This window comes from Streptococcus suis, assembly GCF_019856455.1.
In the GTDB taxonomy this organism is placed as follows: Bacteria; Bacillota; Bacilli; order Lactobacillales; family Streptococcaceae; genus Streptococcus; species Streptococcus suis_AE.
Genome location: NZ_CP082205.1, coordinates 1,991,963 through 2,009,854 on the forward strand (window position 1 = coordinate 1,991,963; position 17,892 = coordinate 2,009,854).

General features: G+C 42.3%; 13 protein-coding genes, 1 other RNA gene and 2 pseudogenes. 2 read left to right on the forward strand and 14 right to left on the reverse strand.

Features of this window, described 5'->3' with window-relative positions; all coding sequences use genetic code 11:
• Position 1 precedes the first annotated feature (1 nt).
• Positions 2–1,207, forward strand: a pseudogene (locus tag K6969_RS09595) (IS1182 family transposase); the annotation flags it as partial.
• A gap of 374 nt (positions 1,208–1,581) precedes the next feature.
• On the opposite strand, the gene K6969_RS09600 reads toward K6969_RS09595, so the two are convergent.
• From K6969_RS09600 to K6969_RS09640, 10 genes and pseudogenes are all read right to left on the reverse strand, one after another.
• On the reverse strand, positions 1,582–2,703 hold the full coding sequence (locus tag K6969_RS09600) for an IS110 family transposase (RefSeq protein ID WP_015445098.1): 1,122 nt from the start codon (positions 2,701–2,703) through the stop codon (positions 1,582–1,584).
• 333 nt (positions 2,704–3,036) lie between these two features.
• The gene (locus K6969_RS12400) at positions 3,037–3,309 is read right to left on the reverse strand and encodes a PASTA domain-containing protein (protein WP_414820587.1); all 273 of its coding nucleotides are present in this window, start codon (positions 3,307–3,309) and stop codon (positions 3,037–3,039) included.
• Between the two features lie 63 nt (positions 3,310–3,372).
• A pseudogene (gene pknB, locus K6969_RS09605) lies at positions 3,373–5,031 on the reverse strand (Stk1 family PASTA domain-containing Ser/Thr kinase); the annotation flags it as partial.
• Positions 5,031–5,768, reverse strand: a complete 738-nt coding sequence (locus tag K6969_RS09610) for a Stp1/IreP family PP2C-type Ser/Thr phosphatase (RefSeq protein WP_024377218.1) — start codon at positions 5,766–5,768, stop codon at positions 5,031–5,033. The pseudogene pknB and the gene K6969_RS09610, both read right to left, overlap by 1 nt.
• Positions 5,769–5,805: 37 nt before the next feature.
• Positions 5,806–7,119, reverse strand: coding sequence for a 16S rRNA (cytosine(967)-C(5))-methyltransferase RsmB (gene rsmB / locus K6969_RS09615; protein ID WP_079270330.1), 1,314 nt, complete (start codon positions 7,117–7,119; stop codon positions 5,806–5,808).
• On the reverse strand, positions 7,106–8,044 hold the full coding sequence (gene fmt / locus K6969_RS09620; protein WP_029174103.1) for a methionyl-tRNA formyltransferase: 939 nt from the start codon (positions 8,042–8,044) through the stop codon (positions 7,106–7,108). The genes rsmB and fmt overlap by 14 nt, the downstream gene beginning before the upstream one ends.
• A 142-nt stretch (positions 8,045–8,186) precedes the next feature.
• Positions 8,187–10,577: a primosomal protein N' gene (locus K6969_RS09625; RefSeq protein WP_171943014.1), complete on the reverse strand. Its 2,391-nt coding sequence runs from the start codon at positions 10,575–10,577 to the stop codon at positions 8,187–8,189.
• A gap of 69 nt (positions 10,578–10,646) precedes the next feature.
• Positions 10,647–10,961 (reverse strand): DNA-directed RNA polymerase subunit omega, encoded by a 315-nt coding sequence (gene rpoZ / locus K6969_RS09630; RefSeq protein ID WP_024377214.1) that lies wholly within the window; start codon positions 10,959–10,961, stop codon positions 10,647–10,649.
• A 32-nt stretch (positions 10,962–10,993) separates the two neighbouring features.
• Positions 10,994–11,614, reverse strand: a complete 621-nt coding sequence (gene gmk, locus K6969_RS09635) for a guanylate kinase (RefSeq protein WP_024377213.1) — start codon at positions 11,612–11,614, stop codon at positions 10,994–10,996.
• 120 nt (positions 11,615–11,734) lie between these two features.
• Positions 11,735–13,348 carry a ribonuclease Y gene (locus K6969_RS09640; RefSeq protein ID WP_171943015.1) on the reverse strand — a complete coding sequence of 538 codons (1,614 nt, stop codon included), beginning with the start codon at positions 13,346–13,348 and terminating at the stop codon, positions 11,735–11,737.
• Positions 13,349–13,476: 128 nt separating this feature from the next.
• Between K6969_RS09640 and K6969_RS09645 the strand changes: the two genes are divergently transcribed.
• Positions 13,477–13,959: an S-ribosylhomocysteine lyase gene (locus K6969_RS09645; RefSeq protein WP_004194159.1), complete on the forward strand. Its 483-nt coding sequence runs from the start codon at positions 13,477–13,479 to the stop codon at positions 13,957–13,959.
• Between the two features lie 380 nt (positions 13,960–14,339).
• Here K6969_RS09645 and K6969_RS09650 read toward each other — a convergent pair whose 3' ends face one another.
• From K6969_RS09650 to gpsB, 4 genes are all read right to left on the reverse strand, one after another.
• A complete protein-coding gene (locus K6969_RS09650; RefSeq protein WP_029174107.1) occupies positions 14,340–15,776 on the reverse strand; it encodes a cell division site-positioning protein MapZ family protein in 1,437 nt (478 codons plus the stop codon).
• A gap of 9 nt (positions 15,777–15,785) precedes the next feature.
• The gene (locus tag K6969_RS09655; protein WP_171943016.1) at positions 15,786–16,943 is read right to left on the reverse strand and encodes a THUMP domain-containing class I SAM-dependent RNA methyltransferase; all 1,158 of its coding nucleotides are present in this window, start codon (positions 16,941–16,943) and stop codon (positions 15,786–15,788) included.
• Positions 16,944–16,996: 53 nt separating this feature from the next.
• An RNA gene (gene rnpB, locus K6969_RS09660) (RNase P RNA component class B) lies at positions 16,997–17,362 on the reverse strand.
• A gap of 142 nt (positions 17,363–17,504) precedes the next feature.
• Positions 17,505–17,840: a cell division regulator GpsB gene (gene gpsB / locus K6969_RS09665; RefSeq protein WP_024379573.1), complete on the reverse strand. Its 336-nt coding sequence runs from the start codon at positions 17,838–17,840 to the stop codon at positions 17,505–17,507.
• Positions 17,841–17,892 lie beyond the last annotated feature (52 nt).

Consider the following 17,892-nt stretch of genomic DNA (forward strand, 5'->3'; position numbering starts at 1 on the left):
TATGCTACACAAAGAAAAACCTGACTATAACCGCAATCAGTACGGTTTCTATACCCTTGACCAGCTTGTGCCTGCAGATCATTTCCTGCGCCAAGTGGAAGTTGTGATTGACTTCGACTTCATTTATGACCTAGTAGAAGATACCTATTCGCCTGATAATGGTCGTCCTAGTCTTGACCCTGTCATGTTAGTTAAAATTCCTCTGATTCAGTGCTTTTATGGTATTCGTTCCATGCGTCAGACCATCAAGGATATTGAAGTGAACACTGCCTATCGCTGGTTTCTTGGTTTAACCCTAGATGACAAGGTGCCTCACTTCACGACATACGACAAAAATTATTCCCGTCGCTTTCAAGAGAAAGGGTTGATTGAGTCCATTTTCACACATATTCTTGGGCTGTGTATCAATGCAGGCCTGATTGACCCGACGGAGATTTTCATAGACGGAACTCATATTAAAGCTGCGGCCAATAATCGTAAGTTTATCAACCAAGAGGTGGAAAAGCAGGCTAAATTCATGAGTGAACAGTTGGAAATCGAAATTAATCAAGATCGGGTAAAGCACGGAAAAAAGCCGCTCGGGCCCGCCAAAGAGCCAGAGCCCATCGCTAAGAAAATCTCCACAACCGACCCAGAAAGTGGCTGGTTCCACAAAGGTGATCATAAGGAAGTTTTCGCTTATTCTGCCCAAGTTGCCTGTGATAAGTATGGCTGGGCACTTGCTTATAGTGTTGAGGCTGGTAATATCCATGACAGTCAGGCTTTTCCTGCACTTTTCGCCAAGCTTGAACCCTTGAAACCAGAGTATATCATTGCGGATTCGGGCTATAAAACTCCCAGTATTGCCAAGTTTCTAATTGATAAGGAAATCACTCCTGTCCTTCCCTACACCCGTCCTCGTGGGAAGAAGGGACAACTTCGTCCTAAAGATTTTGTCTATGACGAACACTTCGATTGTGTCCTGTGTCCTGAACATCAGGCCTTGACCTATCGCACGACTACCCGAGAAGGCTACCGAGAATACAAAAGTGATCCAGCAATTTGTGCCAACTGTCCCCTATTATCAGTATGTACGACCAGTAAGAACCATCAAAAAGTTGTCACGCGGCATATTTGGAAGGAGTATTTGGAACAGTGCGAGGATATTCGTCATCAAAGAGGGATGAAGGAACTCTATCAACATCGGAAAGAGACGATTGAACGGCTGATATGTAAAGCCCTTTGTCAAGTAAAAACAATCGAACTGATAAAAAAATGAAAAGTATCTAGAAAGAGCCTAGTTCTTAGCTTCGGGCATTGGCCACTCTGATATTCGTGGATTGGTTACCTACAGGTCAATGGTTCTGCCGCGAGTCCTACTCTCTATAAGCGTGGATCACAATTGTGCCACTTAGTCGTTTCGTAGATGACTCAAACCTTGAAGTCCTAAACTCCTTCAAGATACTTTCCATTCAAACATGATTTCAATCCTTATTTCTGTCCAAATTCACCCAGTGATTTTGGATAGAAATAGGGATTCCTCATCGCTCTGCGATGATAAAACTTAATGGTCAAAAGTGTACATGAAAACAAGCGCTAACTTCAAGCTATTCTTCCTGTCATCATCCCCCAAATAAAACCAGACAATTCTCGTGCAATAGCTGTTTTAGCAACATTTTGTTTCTTATTTTTTCCTAGAACAAGTGTGCGATAACGTCTTCTTAAGCGTTCATTAGCCTTATCCGCATAAGCAATCACCTCCACTCGGTTTCCACTTTGTCTCCTTTTCAATTCTTTGGATTTATACCCAATCGTCCCCTTAGCCAATGATTGTGCAGCTTCTATCAGAAGTCGTCTCACATGGCTATTCCCAGCTTTGGTGATAGCACCTCTTCTCTCCTTGTCGCCGCTAGAATTTTCGCTAGGAGTTAGCCCAAGATAAGAAGCAAAATGTTGAGCTGTCGCAAAGCGATTAAAATCACCGATTTCTGTCACAATGGAAAGAGCAGTTAGTGTTTTAATGCCAATAAAGCAAGAAAGCCGTGAGACCTTCTCTTGGTAACTGTCGCTTTGACCCAGTTGCTCAATTCGTGCATCATACCGTTCTATTTGATCTACTAATTTCTCATAGGTCAATAGATATTCTGTCAAAATCTCTGCGTAAAGTCCATCAGGATTTAGGGAACGGAGCCAGCGGACATGTTTCTGTGTCCAATTACTGCTTCCCTCGGTATAGCGAAAATCATGTCGGAGACAGAAGGCAAGAATTTGTTGTTTGATTTTCTTCAGAGCCACTTTGTGGTCTGTTCTCATGCGGATATATTCTTTGACTTGTTCATCCTCAACAGTAGGAATATGAACAGGCCGATAGCTACGAAAGGCCAGAGCTTTTGCGAGCTGAGCTGCATCTTTTTTATCAGTCTTAACACGCTTAGATCCTTCCTTCATCACCGTTGTAGGCGCCATCACGATACAGGGGATCCCGTGAGCTTGTAGCTGGTGATATAGGGTAAATCCAAGACATCCGGCTTCGTAGCCACATAACACTTCTGCATCTTGACCATATAAACGACGAAGCTCATTCACATAGTTCACAATATAGCTAACATTTGGACCAACTTTAGTGCTATGTTTGAATTGATTCGCCATCATATCATAATAGCAGAGTGAAAAACTTTCTTTGTGAACATCCATTCCGATGAAAAGTGTGGTAAAATGAAACATATAAGACCTCCAATTGAGTGTGGTAATTCCTGTTAGAAGTTGATTGTTTTTTTATTCTAGTGTACAGGTAAATCCACGAATTCTCAACTGGGGGTCTTTACATATTGTCTATATTAGTTCAAAGCAACGAGATGCAGGCTATACTTGGGTACGGCAAAGTAAATTAACGAAGCAAGCAAAATAAACTAAACATGACTATAAACTATGCAAATCACTCCTAGGCCATCACTCTTGATGGACAGAAGGAAACAATTTTGGCATAGGGGACCGCTCACAAGCTACGCTCTCTAATCAAGAGAAAAAGGTTCGGCATCTGCCCAACCTTTTTCATCTTTATCGTCCGCTATCTGTTGAAGTACTTGTGCTGGTGGAACTTCCTGTTGAGGAATCGCTACTGGTGCCGGTTGATGCAACGGTGACATACAAGGTAACTGTTCCATCAATTGTTGCTCCAGCAGCAGGATATTGTCCAATGACGATGTCACTTGTCGTTGAGTAGTAGCTTCTATCTTCTTGTTTTTCAATACTTTCCACATTGACGCCTAGCGTTTGTAATTGACTACGTGCCTGTGAATAGGTGTAATTGCCAGATGTTAAATCAGGCATAATCAATTCTTTTCCTTTTGAAACAACTAGATTGATGATAGAACCTTTTGTCAACTCTGTATTGGCAACGGGATCTGTACTGATAACCTGACCCGCAGTAACAGATGAGCTATATTCCTGAGTAATAGTTCCAATACTGAAGCCTGCTGTCTGAAGAATTTGAGTAGCATTCTCCTGAGTTTTTCCAACAACGTTTGGCACAACTTGTGGCGCTACTCCTTTGGAAACATAAAGGGTAATTTTTGCCCCCTTCTCAGCAGAACTATTTGCTCCTGGATCTGTTTTGATGACAAGTCCTTGGGCAACTTTTTCGCTATATTCTTCTTTTATTGTCACTTGGAAACCAAGAGCCTCCAATTCCTGCCGTGCAGTATCAGAATCCTTATCTGTCACATCTGGAATAGATACCATCGCAGCCGTTGCTACTACAATATCAATCTTACTTCCTTGACGTCTGGTCGTCTTTGCAGCCGGAGAGGTCCGTATTACCAAGCCTTCATCTACAGTCGCTGTCGCTTCTTCTGTGATGTTTCCAACTTCCAATCCTGCCACTTCAATCATTTCTGTAGCTTTTTCAACGGTTTGACCAGACACATCAGGGACTGTAACTGTTCGTGGAGTGTTGAAAAACATGAGTCCAGCCGCTATGACTGTTAACAAAATAGCCCCTATCAAGACTTTGTAGCGTGTACGCATACCTGGCCTTGGTTTTGAAACAGGCTTATTTCCCGACTTCGCCACTTCTTTCTTACCAGGCCCCTTATCCGTCGCAGAAACTTGGGCAGAACTGTTTGTATGCGGTACTTTCGTTTCAACATTGGCTTGGGAGAGTTTCGGCAAGGTTTTTGTATCAACCTTGTTCCCTTCTAGTTCAACCCTGGGTTCATTCCGACGATCCATGGATAGAGCCGAAGCTAAATCTGCATACATTTCTGCAACCGACTTATAGCGCTCGTTTAATTTTTTAGCCGTTGCTTTTAGTACAACATTTTCTAAGGCTTGAGGTACATTGGCATTCTCTTCTCTAACAGATGGGAGAGGTTTTTGGAAATGCTGAAGAGCGATCGTCACAGCACTATCTCCATCATAGGGAATACGCCCCGTCAACATTTCAAAAAGTATGATTCCCATTGCATAAATGTCACTTTGAATGGTCGCTTTCGAACCACGCGCCTGCTCAGGTGAAAGATAGTGAACAGACCCCAACATGGAGTTGGTTTGTGTCAAACTCGTTTCAGCAAAGGCAACTGCAATACCAAAGTCTGTTACTTTAGCGACTCCATTGGAAGTCAAAAGGACGTTCTGAGGTTTCAAATCTCGATGGACAATTCCTCTCGTGTGCGCCATGCGCATAGCAAGGAGAATCTGTCCCATAATTCGCACCGCAACATCGTTGGAGAGTGGTGCATTTTCTTTTATATAACGTTTTAAATCGAGGCCATTGACATATTCCATAGCCAGATACTGTTGACCATCTTCTTCACCGATGTCCGAAATACGAACGATATTGGGATGGTCAAGTTCTGCCATGGCACGCGCTTCACGTTGAAAACGCTGGATAGCAATTTGATCTGTCTGATAGTTGGTCCGAAGAACTTTAACAGCAACCTCTTCTCCATCTAAAATCAAATCTCTTGCTAGGTAAACATCTGCCATACCGCCTCGACCAATTTGCCGAACGATTCGATACCGACCGGCAAAGATCTTACCGATTTGAATCATTACCTAGCCTCCTCCGTAATGTGAAGCAAACCTACTGTAATATTATCTAGACCGCCTGCATTATTGGCAAAACGTACAAGTGTTTCTACCTTGCTTTCAATTGAAACATCACTCAATACAATATCACGAATGTCCTCGGTTGGTACCATATTGGTTAAGCCATCGCTGTTAATAAGGACATAATCTCCAACCTCAAGAGTTTTCAAAGCAATGTCTGGTTCAATTGGTTCGGCTTGTCCAATGGACTGCGTTACAATATTTTTTTGAGGATGACGCTGTGCTTCTTCTTCTGTGAGCTGACCAGCTCGAACAAGGGCACCTACCAGCGAATGGTCGTTGGTTAGACGTGTATATTCATCATCTCTAATCAATCCAACTCGTGAATCTCCAACATGGGCATAGATCATTTGGTTGTCGATGACAACAACTGCTTCAAGAGTTGTTCCCATCCCCTTGTATTCTTCTGTCTGTCCAAGTTCATGAATCTTTTGGTTTTCAGCATCAATGATTGCAACCATCCATTCACGGACATCATTTAAGGTCACTAATTGAGTATCAACCCAAGCAGCTCCCAAATCTGTTGCTGCCATTTCACTAGCAATATGGCCGGCACGGTGCCCACCCATTCCATCAGCTAACACGACCAAATCAATCCCTGCACGGTTTTTGTAGCGATTGATATAGTCTTGGTTGTTCGAACGTTTCTGTCCTACATCAGTAAGTAATGCAATTTCCATAATTTTTATCGTTGCTAAGCAACTTCCTCCTCTTATTCTAGGATTTTCGTCTAAGTTGACCGATGAAAAATCCATCTGTCTTATACTGTTCAGGGGTTATCAACAAGCAGCCATCCACCATAATATCTATTTGAGGGTGTTCTAGTGTCACCTGTTCAAAATTGGGATGGTTTTGCAGAAATTCTTGAATAACCTCTTGATTTTCCTTAGCAATAATCGTACATGTGCTATAGGTTATTATACCACCGATTTTCAGGCTTTGACAAACACTGTCCAGTATCTGCAACTGGATAGTCTTTAGAGAATCAAAGTCCATCGATGCCTTGTTATAACGAATATCTGGCTTACGGCGAATGAGTCCAATACCTGAACATGGGGCATCCACTAGGATTTTATCAAAGGTATCTGGACCAAATTCCTCATGAACACGACTGGCGTCCAGACCTTTGGTCTCAATCTTATCTGCTAGGCCTAAACGACGTGCGTTTTCTTCAATCAGGTTTAGTTTATGATCATATAAATCCAACGCATAAACTTTTCCATCCGTAAGATAGCTTGCCATATGACAGGTTTTTCCACCCGGAGCTGCACAGGCATCCAAGATGATTTCATCTCCTTGAATATCCAAAGTCGGAGCTACCAATTGACTGGTTTCATCTTGAATGGTGATAAGTCCTTTCTTGAAATAATCTGTCCCCGCAAAGTGTCCATGGGATTTAACCAACCCAACTGGTGATAACTGCGAGTGTTGAGCGCCTAGCTCCTCTGCCAATTGCTCCACTTGTTGACCATCTGTCACGCGTACGCTGGCCTTATTCCGAATATGTAAGCTTTGGAAAATCTTCTCTGCACGTTCATCGCCATATTCTGCAATCAGGGTTTGGACCAACCAAACTGGCACAGAATACTGAACGGATAAACGTTTGTTCTTTCTTTTAATATCTGCTGGTTTCGGCAAGGAATCCTGACTAAGCTTACGCAAAATGGCATTAACAAATTTGTCAGTTCTAGGCTTTCGCTTGGCAATATTAACTGCCTCATTGACAACTGCGTGGGGGGGCAATTTATCCAAATATACCAACTGGTAGAGGCTCAACATGAGGAGATAGTAGACCCAAGTGTCCAACTTTTCTCTATCTTCGATAAAATGTGCCAAATACCACTCTAGGGTAATTTTACGAGAAACCGTCCCATAAACCAACTCGGTCGCCAAGCCCTTGTCCTGTGCTGATAAACGAGAAGATTCTAGGGCCTTATTGAGAGCGATGTTCGAGTAAGCACCTTGATCAAAGACTTGTTCCAATACAGATAAGGCTAGACTTCTTGCTGTTTCATGTTTATTGATCACCAAATTGATCTCCTACTGCAATATCTCGACCTGCACCATTTAAAAAGTCTGCAATGGTCATTTTTGGCTTACCAGCTGGCTGGACAGTTTTCAGAGAAAGGGCTCCCTGACCTGTCGCAATGATCAATTCTTTCTTGCGTCGAGCAATAACCCGACCAACTGGTCCTTCACCTTCTGCTTCTACAGCTTCTTGAATTTTAAAACGTTCCCCTTGCCAATAGGTGTGGGCAACGGGCCACGGGTACATACCGCGAATGTGATTAAATAGTTGACGAGCTGTCTTATTCCAATCCAGTACCTCTTCTTCTGGCTGGATATTTGGTGAGAAGGTTACCTGTTCTGGATTTTGAGCTACTGGTTTCAAGTCACCAGCAATATAGGCTGGTAAGGTTTGTAATAATAAATCCCGACCAACAACAGCCAACTTTTCAAACAAGGTGCCGACGTTGTCACTTTCTTCAATAGCAAGGCTATCGCTGGAAATCATGTCACCGGCATCCATTTCCTTGACCATTTCCATGATGGTTACGCCGGCACGTTCATCACCGTTAATCAAAGCGTAATGAATAGGGGCACCGCCACGGTATTTAGGAAGAAGAGAAGCATGAACATTGACTGCAAAGTCAACTGAGTTCAATAATTTGGTTGGTAGGAATTGCCCAAAAGCTGCCGTCACAATCCCATCTGCTCCTAAATTCATCAGCTCATCCATTTCTTGACTTCCAGATAGCTTCTCTGGTTGATAGACTGGTAAATTGTATTCCAAGGCTACTTCTTTCACAGGTGTCATTTGGATGACTTTTTTTCGTCCAACAGCTCGGTCTGGCTGGGTAACAACAGCTAAGATTTCATACTGATCATCCGCCAAAAGACCTTTTAAGACTGTCGCAGAAAATGCTGGTGTTCCCATAAAAATCAACTTTGTCATCTTTGCTTTCTCATCTCCTTTACATTACATCGTTCGTACTTATTCTATTATCCCTTAATTATACCATTTTTGCTTATTTTTTCCTTAATTCATGCCTATTTAAAGCCTTTTAACGCAAAAAAATAAAGCCGATTACTCGACTTTACATCATATTCTGCGGTTCATTGTCAATAATCAAACGCAAATCTTGATTTTCTCTCTCCTGCGTCCAATCCAAAATCTGATTCAATACCTCTTCCAAACGGTCTTCATGCCGGTATTTCAAGATGATCTGGTAGTGGTAGAGATTATGGGTTCTGGCAATAGGCTTGGGCGTCGGTCCCAGGATTTGAATTGCATCTGTTAAGTGTTGACGGAGAAAGGCCACTGTCTCATAGGATTTTTTCACGACAAATTCTTCCGACTTGTGCGAAAAGGTTAGACCAACTGTAAAATAATATGGCGGATAGCCAAGATTTTTCCGAATACCCATCTCATAGCGATAAAATCCTTCGTAGTCCTGTTCTTTGGCAAAGACAATGGCATAGTGATTGGGGTTGTAGGTCTGGATCAGGACCTCTCCTTCCTTATCAGCTCGACCCGCCCGACCAGCTACCTGAGTCAGCAACTGGAATGTTCGCTCAGAAGACCGAAAATCAGGCAAATTCAGAGCCGTATCTGCATTGAGCACCCCAACCAAGGTGACATTTGGAAAATCCAAGCCCTTGGCAATCATCTGAGTTCCTAGAAGAATATCTGCTTCTCCTCGACCAAAGCGTTCGAGCAAGTCTTCGTGAGCCCCTTTTTTCTTTGTGGTATCTACATCCATCCGCAAAATTCGAGCTTCTGGCAAGAGCTCCTGCAATTCATCGTAGGCCTTTTGCGTACCCGTCCCATAATAACGAATAGAACGACTTTGACAGTTTGGACAGTTCTGAGGAATCCCCTTTTGAAAACCACAATAATGGCAATTCATCGTTTTTGTATCCATGTGAAGCGTCAGGGAAATATCACAATTGGGACACTGGTCAACGCTACCGCAATCACGACACATGACAAAAGAAGAATAACCACGCCGATTTAACATGAGAACAACCTGTTCCTTACGAGCCAACTTTTCTCTAATTTTCTCAATCAAAACAGGGGTAAAATTACTAGCCTCCTGCTGACCGATATAATCACGGAAATCCACAACTTCCACTTCTGGAATACGAGCCAAGGAATTAGCACGTTGGTTCAGAGTCAGTCTTCCATAGACTCCCCGACTAGCCCTAGCCCGTGTTTCAAGGCTAGGCGTAGCTGACCCCAAAACCAAAGTAGCCCGATTATAGTCTGCTCGCAACTTTGCTACATCACGCGCATGATAGCGCGGATTGCTATCCTGCTTGTAGGTCGCTTCATGCTCCTCATCAATGATGATAACACCCAAGTTTGTCAAAGGGGCAAAAATGGCCGAACGGGCCCCGACAACCACCTGGGCATTCCCCGCCTCAATCTTCCGCCACTCGTCATACTTCTCTCCGTCAGACAGACCCGAATGCAAAATCGCAACCTGCTGACCAAAACGAGAAATAAAACGATTGGTCATCTGAGGGGTCAAGGAAATTTCAGGCACCAGCATAATAGCTGTTTTCCCCATCTTCAGAACCCTATCAATAACCTGCAGATAAACCTCCGTCTTCCCAGAGCCAGTCACTCCTTGAAGAAGAAATGTCTGACTTTCCTGACCGATAGAGGCCACAATCTCACGAACCGCAATGGCCTGCTCTGGATTCAAATCCAAGGCCTGCGTTTTTTCTACCTTATCAAAAACACCCTGAGTCCGCGACACTTCCTCTTCCCAGACTTCTATATAGCCTTTTTCTTGGAAATAGCGGAGCGTATCAGCTGAATAGTCCGATTTTAGGCTTGAAAGGAGTTGGTCTTCAGGATGAGTCAAAAGAAATTCTCTTAATTGCTGCCGTTTTTTAGCCCGATTGCCAATGTCTGCTTCTCGTAATTTCTCCAGACAAACTCGGTACCATTTTTCTGTCTTGATTTGCTTCTTATCCTTGGCCACATAGTCTACCAAGATTTTCCCTGACTGGGCCAGACGCATGATTTTTCCTTGCTCTTTCACGTCTAAGTCAGAAAAACGAATCTGCTCCTTATCACCAAACAGACTAATCTGCTCTGCAATTTCCAAACCAAGCCCTGGCCTGAGCAATTTATCATAGGTGGAATTGAGAAGACTTGGCAACATAGCCTTCAAGAGAGTAATTTTGTAGGAGAAAACCGACTTTCTCATCTGGTCAGCCAACCAAAATTGCTCTTGATTGAGAACAGGACTATAGTCCAAAACCTCGGCAAGCTCTTTCAAGTCTTGTAAATTATTTTCGTCATCTTCATCAATCAAGTCAACTACAATCCCTTGAATCAGCCGATTGCCCTTGCCAAAGGGGACATGGACTCGTACACCAACCATAAGCCCCTCTTCTAAGTCAGAAGGAATCCGATAAGAATAAGCTTGATCAGTCTGCATCAAGGGGACATCCACAATAACTTGTGCTAACATAGGACCTCCTTTCTATCAATGTCCATAAGTGAAAAGAAACCCGGATGGCAAGCCCAACCGAGTTTTCTATTAAATCTTTTCGCCGTCTTCTTTTTCTTTTGCGATTTGTTCTTTGATTTTCTTCTCTTCCTCTTCTGCCAAACGCTTCGCTTCTTCAGCACGGCGACGAACTGCCTCACGTTTTGCTTCTGGATCTGGGTGGATAACCACATTGCCAGATTCAATTTCTTCCAAGGCACGAAGGGTTGATTTTACTGAAGTAAATTCTTGAGTTGGCTTTGCACCTGCTTCCAATTCATGGGCACGTTTTGCCTCAAGAATAACCAAGGAATACTTAGATGGTACCTTGTCCAACAAGGTATCGATAGATGGTTTCAACATCATAGTTCTATTCTCTACTTTCTGTTAAGGTTCTGTTACTTGTTCACATCACGAATCATTTCGTCATAACGACCGATTACGCGATCGACACGGAAATGCTCTGCTTCGATAATTCGTTTGACACGTTCAGCTGCCAAAGGAACTTTATCATTGACAACCGCATAGTCATACTCGCGCATGAGGGCAATCTCTTCTTTGGCACGTTCGATACGTTGCGCAATGACTTCCTCACTGTCTGTCCCACGACCAACCAAGCGATCTTGTAGTTCTTCCAAATCTGGTGGCGTCAAGAAAATGAAAACACCGTCTGGAACTTTTTTCTTCACTTGGAGGGCACCCTGTACTTCAATTTCTAAAAAGACATCAATTCCCTTATCAAGAGTTTCATTGACATAGGTCAGAGGTGTTCCATAGTAATTTCCAACGTACTCTGCATATTCCAACATCTGACCCTGGCGAATCAAATCTTCAAATTCCTCACGACTACGGAAGAAATAGTCAACACCATCAACTTCTCCCGGTCTCTGTGGACGTGTCGTCATGGATACAGAATATTCAAATTTATTATCAGAGCTTTCAAAAATTTCCTTTCGAACTGTTCCTTTTCCAACACCAGATGGGCCAGAAAAGACAATGAGTAAGCCTCGCTCTTTCATGATATCTCCTTTAAAATCTTTCATTCTAGTGTAACAAAAATCCCTAGGAATTTCAACTGATTTTAAATGAGCAAACTATTTTTTCAAACAGAAAGAGGAGCTAGTCTAGCTCCCCCTGACTTATTTAGCAATATCTGTTGCTCTTGTTTCACGGATAACTGTGATTTTGATATTTCCTGGATAATCCAGATTATTTTCAATTTTCTCACGAACATCATGGGCCAAGATGGTAATCTGATCATCAGTAACCTTGTTAGGATGAACGATAATCCGAATTTCACGACCAGCCTGAATAGCATAGGATTGTTTAATCCCTTCAAAACTGTTAGCGATTTCTTCCAAGTCTTGCAGACGTTTGATGTAGGCTTCCATAGATTCACGACGCGAACCTGGACGAGCAGCGCTCAGAGCATCTGCCGCAGCCACAATAACTGCAATAGTACTTGTCGCTTCTACATCGCCATGGTGACTAGCAATCGCATTGATAACAATTGGATTCTCTTTATATTTCTTAGCCAATTCTGTACCGATTTCAACGTGGCTTCCATCCACCTCACGGTCAATAGCTTTACCAACGTCATGTAGGAAACCAGCTCGCCGTGCCAAATTCACATTCTCGCCCAATTCAGCAGCAAGTACACCTGCTAATTTAGCAACTTCGATTGAGTGTCGAAGAACATTTTGTCCATAAGAGGTACGGAAATGCAAACGTCCCATAATTTTAATCAAGTCTGGATGAAGGTTTGGTGCCCCAACTTCATAAGCAGCAGCTTCCCCATACTCACGAATGCGATTATCCATCTCTACACGGTATTTCTCAACCAACTCCTCAATACGAGCTGGATGAATACGACCATCTTGAAGCAAGGTCTCCATGGTCATACGGGCAATCTCACGGCGAATCGGGTCAAAACCTGATAGAACAACCACTTCGGGTGTATCATCAATGATAACATCAATACCTGTGAGACTTTCAAAAGTACGAATATTTCGACCCTCACGTCCAATAATCCGTCCCTTCATCGCATCATCCGGTAAATGAACCGATGTAATCGTCTGCTCAGCTACATATTCACCTGAAATCCTTTGCATAGCCTGAGCCAACAAGTCCTTGGCCATCTTATCCGAACGTTCTTTAACTTCACGTTCTGCATCTCGGATTTGAGTTGCAATTTCATGCGTTAACTTATCACGTGTATCGGTAAGGATGATTTCCTTCGCCTCTTCTTGACTGAGGGCCGCCACTCGTTCTAACTCCAAAGCTTTTTGTTCTTCGAGTTTTACAACTTCTTGTTCACGCTCATCAATGTGCTTAGCTTTATCGGTCAGACTTTGTTCCTTTTGTTCCAAAGTCTTTTCCTTGTTGGTCAAATTATCGTCTTTGCGGTCCAAACTGGTCGCCCGCTCTGTCAAGCGTGATTCGATTTGCTTCAACTCTTGACGTTCTGACTTAAATTCTTCTGCAATTTCTTCTCGGTACTTACGAGCTTCTTCCTTAGCTTCCAAGAGTAATTCTTTTTTCAAGGTCTGGCGATCGCGCTCAGCTGTTTTTAGAATAACCTCAGCTTGCTCTTCTGCTCGACCACGAACATTACTAGCTTCTTGTTCTGCGTTTAAAAGTGTCAATTCTGCAGTTTCTTTTGCAGATTTCATCTTCAAAGAAATGGCAAAGTAGCCAATTACTAAACCAATGAGAGCAGAAACAAGTGTCACTACTACTGTAATGATATTCATATTTCTACCTCTTTTTTATAATTCGATTTTCACAAAATCTGTATCTATTTTATCATAATTGAACCGATTTCACAATTCCAAATTGTCAAATATGGTATAATAAATTCATCACTTATTTGGAGGAAACCATGAAAAAAGAAGTCACTGTCGAAAGCTTCGAGCTAGACCACACTATTGTGAAAGCACCTTACATCCGCTTAATTTCTGAAGAAGTCGGACCAAAAGGAGACATTATTACAAACTTTGATATTCGCCTTATCCAACCCAACGAAAATGCAATGGATACAGCTGGCCTACATACCATCGAGCATCTATTAGCTAAACTAATTCGCCAGCGCATCGATGGGCTAATTGACTGCTCTCCTTTCGGGTGTCGGACAGGTTTCCACATGATTATGTGGGGAAAACAAGACTCTGAAAAGATTGCTCAAGTCATCAAGTCGAGTTTGGAAGAAATTGCAGAAGGCATCACTTGGGAGGATGTCCCTGGAACAACCATTGAATCATGCGGTAACTACAAAGACCACAGCCTTCATTCAGCTAAAGAATGGGCCAAACTAATCCTTTCTCAGGGAATCTCTACAGATGCCTTTGAAAGAAAACCAATCTAACAAAAAAACGGATACACCGCTCAGAACGTAGACAAACTCCTAAAAATATAGTCGAATGAATTAACTTTCAGACAAGGAACTGAGGCGCAGGTTGCTAGCACAGCCTAGTGGCTGTGCTAGGTTGGAGATATAACTTGCAAAGCAAGTCACTTCTGCAGAGTACGGCAACCCGAAAGCGACGATGTATCAAAGCTAATTCAAATGACTGTATAAAAAATTGAAGAAGTTTGCGAAAAATAACAAGTCATTAAACTCTTAGAAACATTGATATTTCGGCGTTTCTGAGAGTTTTTTATTTTCAACATAAAGAAAAAAGATTGAAGAAAATTGTCCAAAATGAACTTTTTCTTCAATCTGAAGCGGCTAAAACGCTTTTTTGTTTAATAATCCAAGGCATCAGAATGACCAGCACCATTGCCGACAAAGTAGCCTGTCTTACAATTTATAGAGAACAAGTAGGTCCCATCTGGTTTAAACATATTGTAGTAGCCATTGCCGTTGATAATATTAACTTTTTCCAAGATATATTGATTGCCTGTTATATACCCACGTTGTTGCGAGATAGTCACAATATTTTCAAGAATACCTGGATTGAAATTCCATGCTTCATTGTTTACATCATCAATCATCGCTTGATTATAAGGAACACGACTGCGGTCACGTTGCAAGACGACACCAGCTGGCACGGCAATACCAAAGTCGGTTGTTGAAGCGACTTCTGTTGTCGCTGGTACACCAGTAGATACAGTTTCATCAGCACCTTGGTTGCTTGTGACCGCAGCCTCACTTGCTGCCGTAGCCGAAGCGACTTCCTGTTGCGAACGACCAAAATTCACGACCGATGCCAATAGACTGTCAACCGCACTAATCCCTGTCGTTGTCGCAGAAAGAGATTCTCCTGATTTAACCGTCGCCGTTGTATCAATTTCACCATTAACAACGACTTCTTTATCAAACTGGCCATTAATGGCCTGAATGGCTGCAATGGCTTTTTCAAGATGATCATACTGTTCTTTAGCTTTGGTATAACTGTCCGAATTCTTATCCAATTTTTCCAACAGCACTTTCAATTCTGCTAATTTACCAAACTCTGAATTTTTTAGCTTGGTCAAACTACTATCCGTAAAGAAACTATTATAGAGCTGTTCAAAAGCGGTCACATTCGCATCTGTCGAACTTGATGCTGTCGATGACGTCTGGCTTGTACTTGTTGAACTGGAAGAAGTCGCAGTATTCGATTTGTTAACCGAATTCATCCAAACCAGCGCCGTCGCCATTACACCAATCATTGAAAGCCCTACTGCTGACCAGAAGTAAAATTTCTTTTTCTGATCCCTATCTGCGCCCTCACTATGGTCCAAGTCTTCGGCTTCATCTTCTTCCAATTCTAAACTAGAATCATCTGCCACTGAAGATAACCCCTCCATTGCTACGGTACTTGCAATCACTGTTTCTTCCAAGTTTTCCATCGGAGTTACCGAAAGTTCTTCTACAATAGGAGCAATCTCCTCACTAACTTCCGTAAGAGAAGACTCATTTGCTTCTACCTCTTCCGCGCTTTCATGTCCTTGATTTTTTTCCTCATCAGCCACCTCAACTAAAGGAAGAGGATTGATTTTGGTTTCAAATTTTTGAGATTCAATTTCTGCGCGGTGCTGCTTGATATAACGATCCAAGAGACCATCATCTTCTGTCACACCCGCTTCAATCTCCTTATGTTTTTTGACTGCTTCTTCGATTGTTAAATCTTTCGCCACTTCAAAATCTAAAACTTTCTCCTCATCCAAAGGAAGATGATGACTATTTTTTTCTACCACGATGTCCTCCTATCCTTGCACTTGACGTTTCACTCGTTGACCAAAAAATTGATAAAGATCCACTTTTAGGGTCCCATTATATAGTTTGCGTTTCTTATCCGCTTGCTGTCCAAAACGGGTTTCAAACAACTCATCACTAGTTAGAATAAACTTAGACCATGTTTTGAGTGGTTCAAAAGTCTCCCCCATTTCTCGATACAAGGTAACAATGGCTTCATCATCCAACAAACGTTCTCCGTAAGGTGGATTAGAAATAATGACACCATTAATTTTATCTGTACGCAAGTCTTGCACACGCATTTGCTTGAAAACAATATCCTGCTCAACTCCTGCCGCCAATGCATTCTTCTTCGCAATTTCAATCATACGAGCATCAATATCTGATCCAGCAATATCTAATACCAAATCTGTTTTGATAGAAGCTTGCGCTTCTTTGCGTAATGCAGCCACCAATTGTTCCTCAACCCACGGCCATTCCTCAAATGCAAAACTTCTCTTCAAACCTGGAGCTATATTTTTGGCCAACATAGCTGCCTCAATACAGAAAGTTCCCGAGCCGCAAGTAGGGTCAATAAGCGGTTTATCTGGATACCAATTCGATAATTGCAAAATAGCAGCTGCCATATTTTCTTTGATTGGTGCGCCACCTTTTTCCACCCGATAACCACGTTTGAACAAACTAGAACCTGTCGTATCAATCATGACTGTCGCCACATCTTTCAAAATCGACACTTCAATTTTAAACTCTGCCCCCATCTCTTGTAAGGGAACCCCTTCGGGACGAGAGAAGTGTTTCTGCAGTTTCTTTACAACTGCTTTCTTAGAAATAGCCTGCACACTTGGTTCATTATGCAATTTCGATTTGACACATTTGGCCTTGGAAATAGGGAACTTGCAGCCCAGAGGCAAGTAATTTTCCCAGTCCAAGTTAAAAACTCCTTGGAACAACTCTTCAAAAGTCTTTGCTGGAAATTGTCCAACAATGATTTTAATTCTATCTGCTGAACGCAGCCAGATATTGGTTTCGATAATGGATTTTACATCTCCTTGGAATCGAACACGGCCATTTTCCACTTGACATTCATAACCGAGATTACGAATTTCTCGACCCACAACCGCTTCCAGACCTGCTGCTGCCGTTGCAATCAACTCAAATTGTTTTTTCATTTTTTTCCTCTACAATAAAAGCTAGCAGAGCTAGCTACCTATTTTATGCAATTTTCTGTAAGCCATGTTTTGTTCCGGTGGTACTAGGTTCTACCACCTTCGATAACCATCTGTCTACTGTTCTAAACAGTCAGGATTTCTGTTCATTTCCATTCATCCCATGCCCCGACCAAAGTTTGGGTTGCTAGCTTGAGGGGTTTACCGCGTTCCATTTTTTACGTTTCCATAAAAACTTCGTCACTGTGGCACTTTCAGATCTACTCTGGCATATCAAAAGACTTAGCCATTTTGACCGCCGTAACGCCCAAGGGCGTCCCTAGGCTTATTGATTCGCCTAGCACAAACACTACTGGCATCTCAGCCAGTGCTAGCATGGACTTTCCTCATGGTAGAAAACTACCACGCGATTATCCAAAAATTGCACCTTAATATCTTAGAACTTGTATCTACAAAGCAAGCCACTTTAAATCAAGGAATATCTCTGACACAAATACAGAATGTATTTGTGCACAAGAAAATTACTGCGAATAAAGTGTCAGTTTAGGTGTACAATTTTCTATTCTATTCTTGACCCTGAACGATTTGTTTTCCAAATACTTCTTTCTCCAGACGGTTCAGACGTCGGAGAATATCAAAGTTTGTCGCTGAAGATGGACGTTCTGTACGCAATACGTCGTTCGATTCTTCAGTAGGAAGAGTTGCTTTGGGAGAATTTGCTGCCTGCGCTTTCAATCGAGCAATTTCGCCTTTTAATTCCTTGATAATCGCTTCATAAGCATCATAGTCTTTCATAATATCGTCAAGAAAATCGTTCACTTCATCTTGATCATAGCCACGAAAACCAATTTTAAAATCTTGCTCGAAAATATCTTTTGTCGTAAATTTAATACTTGCCATCTCTCTCTCCCTAATCTAAAACGTCACTACTATTATATTAAAAAAATAGGGA

Coding starts and splice junctions, on each gene's coding strand:
- K6969_RS09655 (WP_171943016.1), bottom strand. CDS start 16,943: ATGAAAAAACAATTTGAGTTGATTGCAACGGCAGCAGCAGGTCTGGAA.
- K6969_RS09625 (WP_171943014.1), bottom strand. CDS start 10,577: ATGTTAGCACAAGTTATTGTGGATGTCCCCTTGATGCAGACTGATCAA.
- gmk (WP_024377213.1), bottom strand. CDS start 11,614: ATGAAAGAGCGAGGCTTACTCATTGTCTTTTCTGGCCCATCTGGTGTT.
- K6969_RS09610 (WP_024377218.1), bottom strand. CDS start 5,768: ATGGAAATTGCATTACTTACTGATGTAGGACAGAAACGTTCGAACAAC.
- gpsB (WP_024379573.1), bottom strand. CDS start 17,840: ATGGCAAGTATTAAATTTACGACAAAAGATATTTTCGAGCAAGATTTT.
- rpoZ (WP_024377214.1), bottom strand. CDS start 10,961: ATGATGTTGAAACCATCTATCGATACCTTGTTGGACAAGGTACCATCT.
- K6969_RS09600 (WP_015445098.1), bottom strand. CDS start 2,703: ATGTTTCATTTTACCACACTTTTCATCGGAATGGATGTTCACAAAGAA.
- K6969_RS09640 (WP_171943015.1), bottom strand. CDS start 13,348: ATGAATATCATTACAGTAGTAGTGACACTTGTTTCTGCTCTCATTGGT.
- fmt (WP_029174103.1), bottom strand. CDS start 8,044: ATGACAAAGTTGATTTTTATGGGAACACCAGCATTTTCTGCGACAGTC.
- K6969_RS09645 (WP_004194159.1), top strand. CDS start 13,477: ATGAAAAAAGAAGTCACTGTCGAAAGCTTCGAGCTAGACCACACTATT.
- K6969_RS12400 (WP_414820587.1), bottom strand. CDS start 3,309: ATGCCTGATTTAACATCTGGCAATTACACCTATTCACAGGCACGTAGT.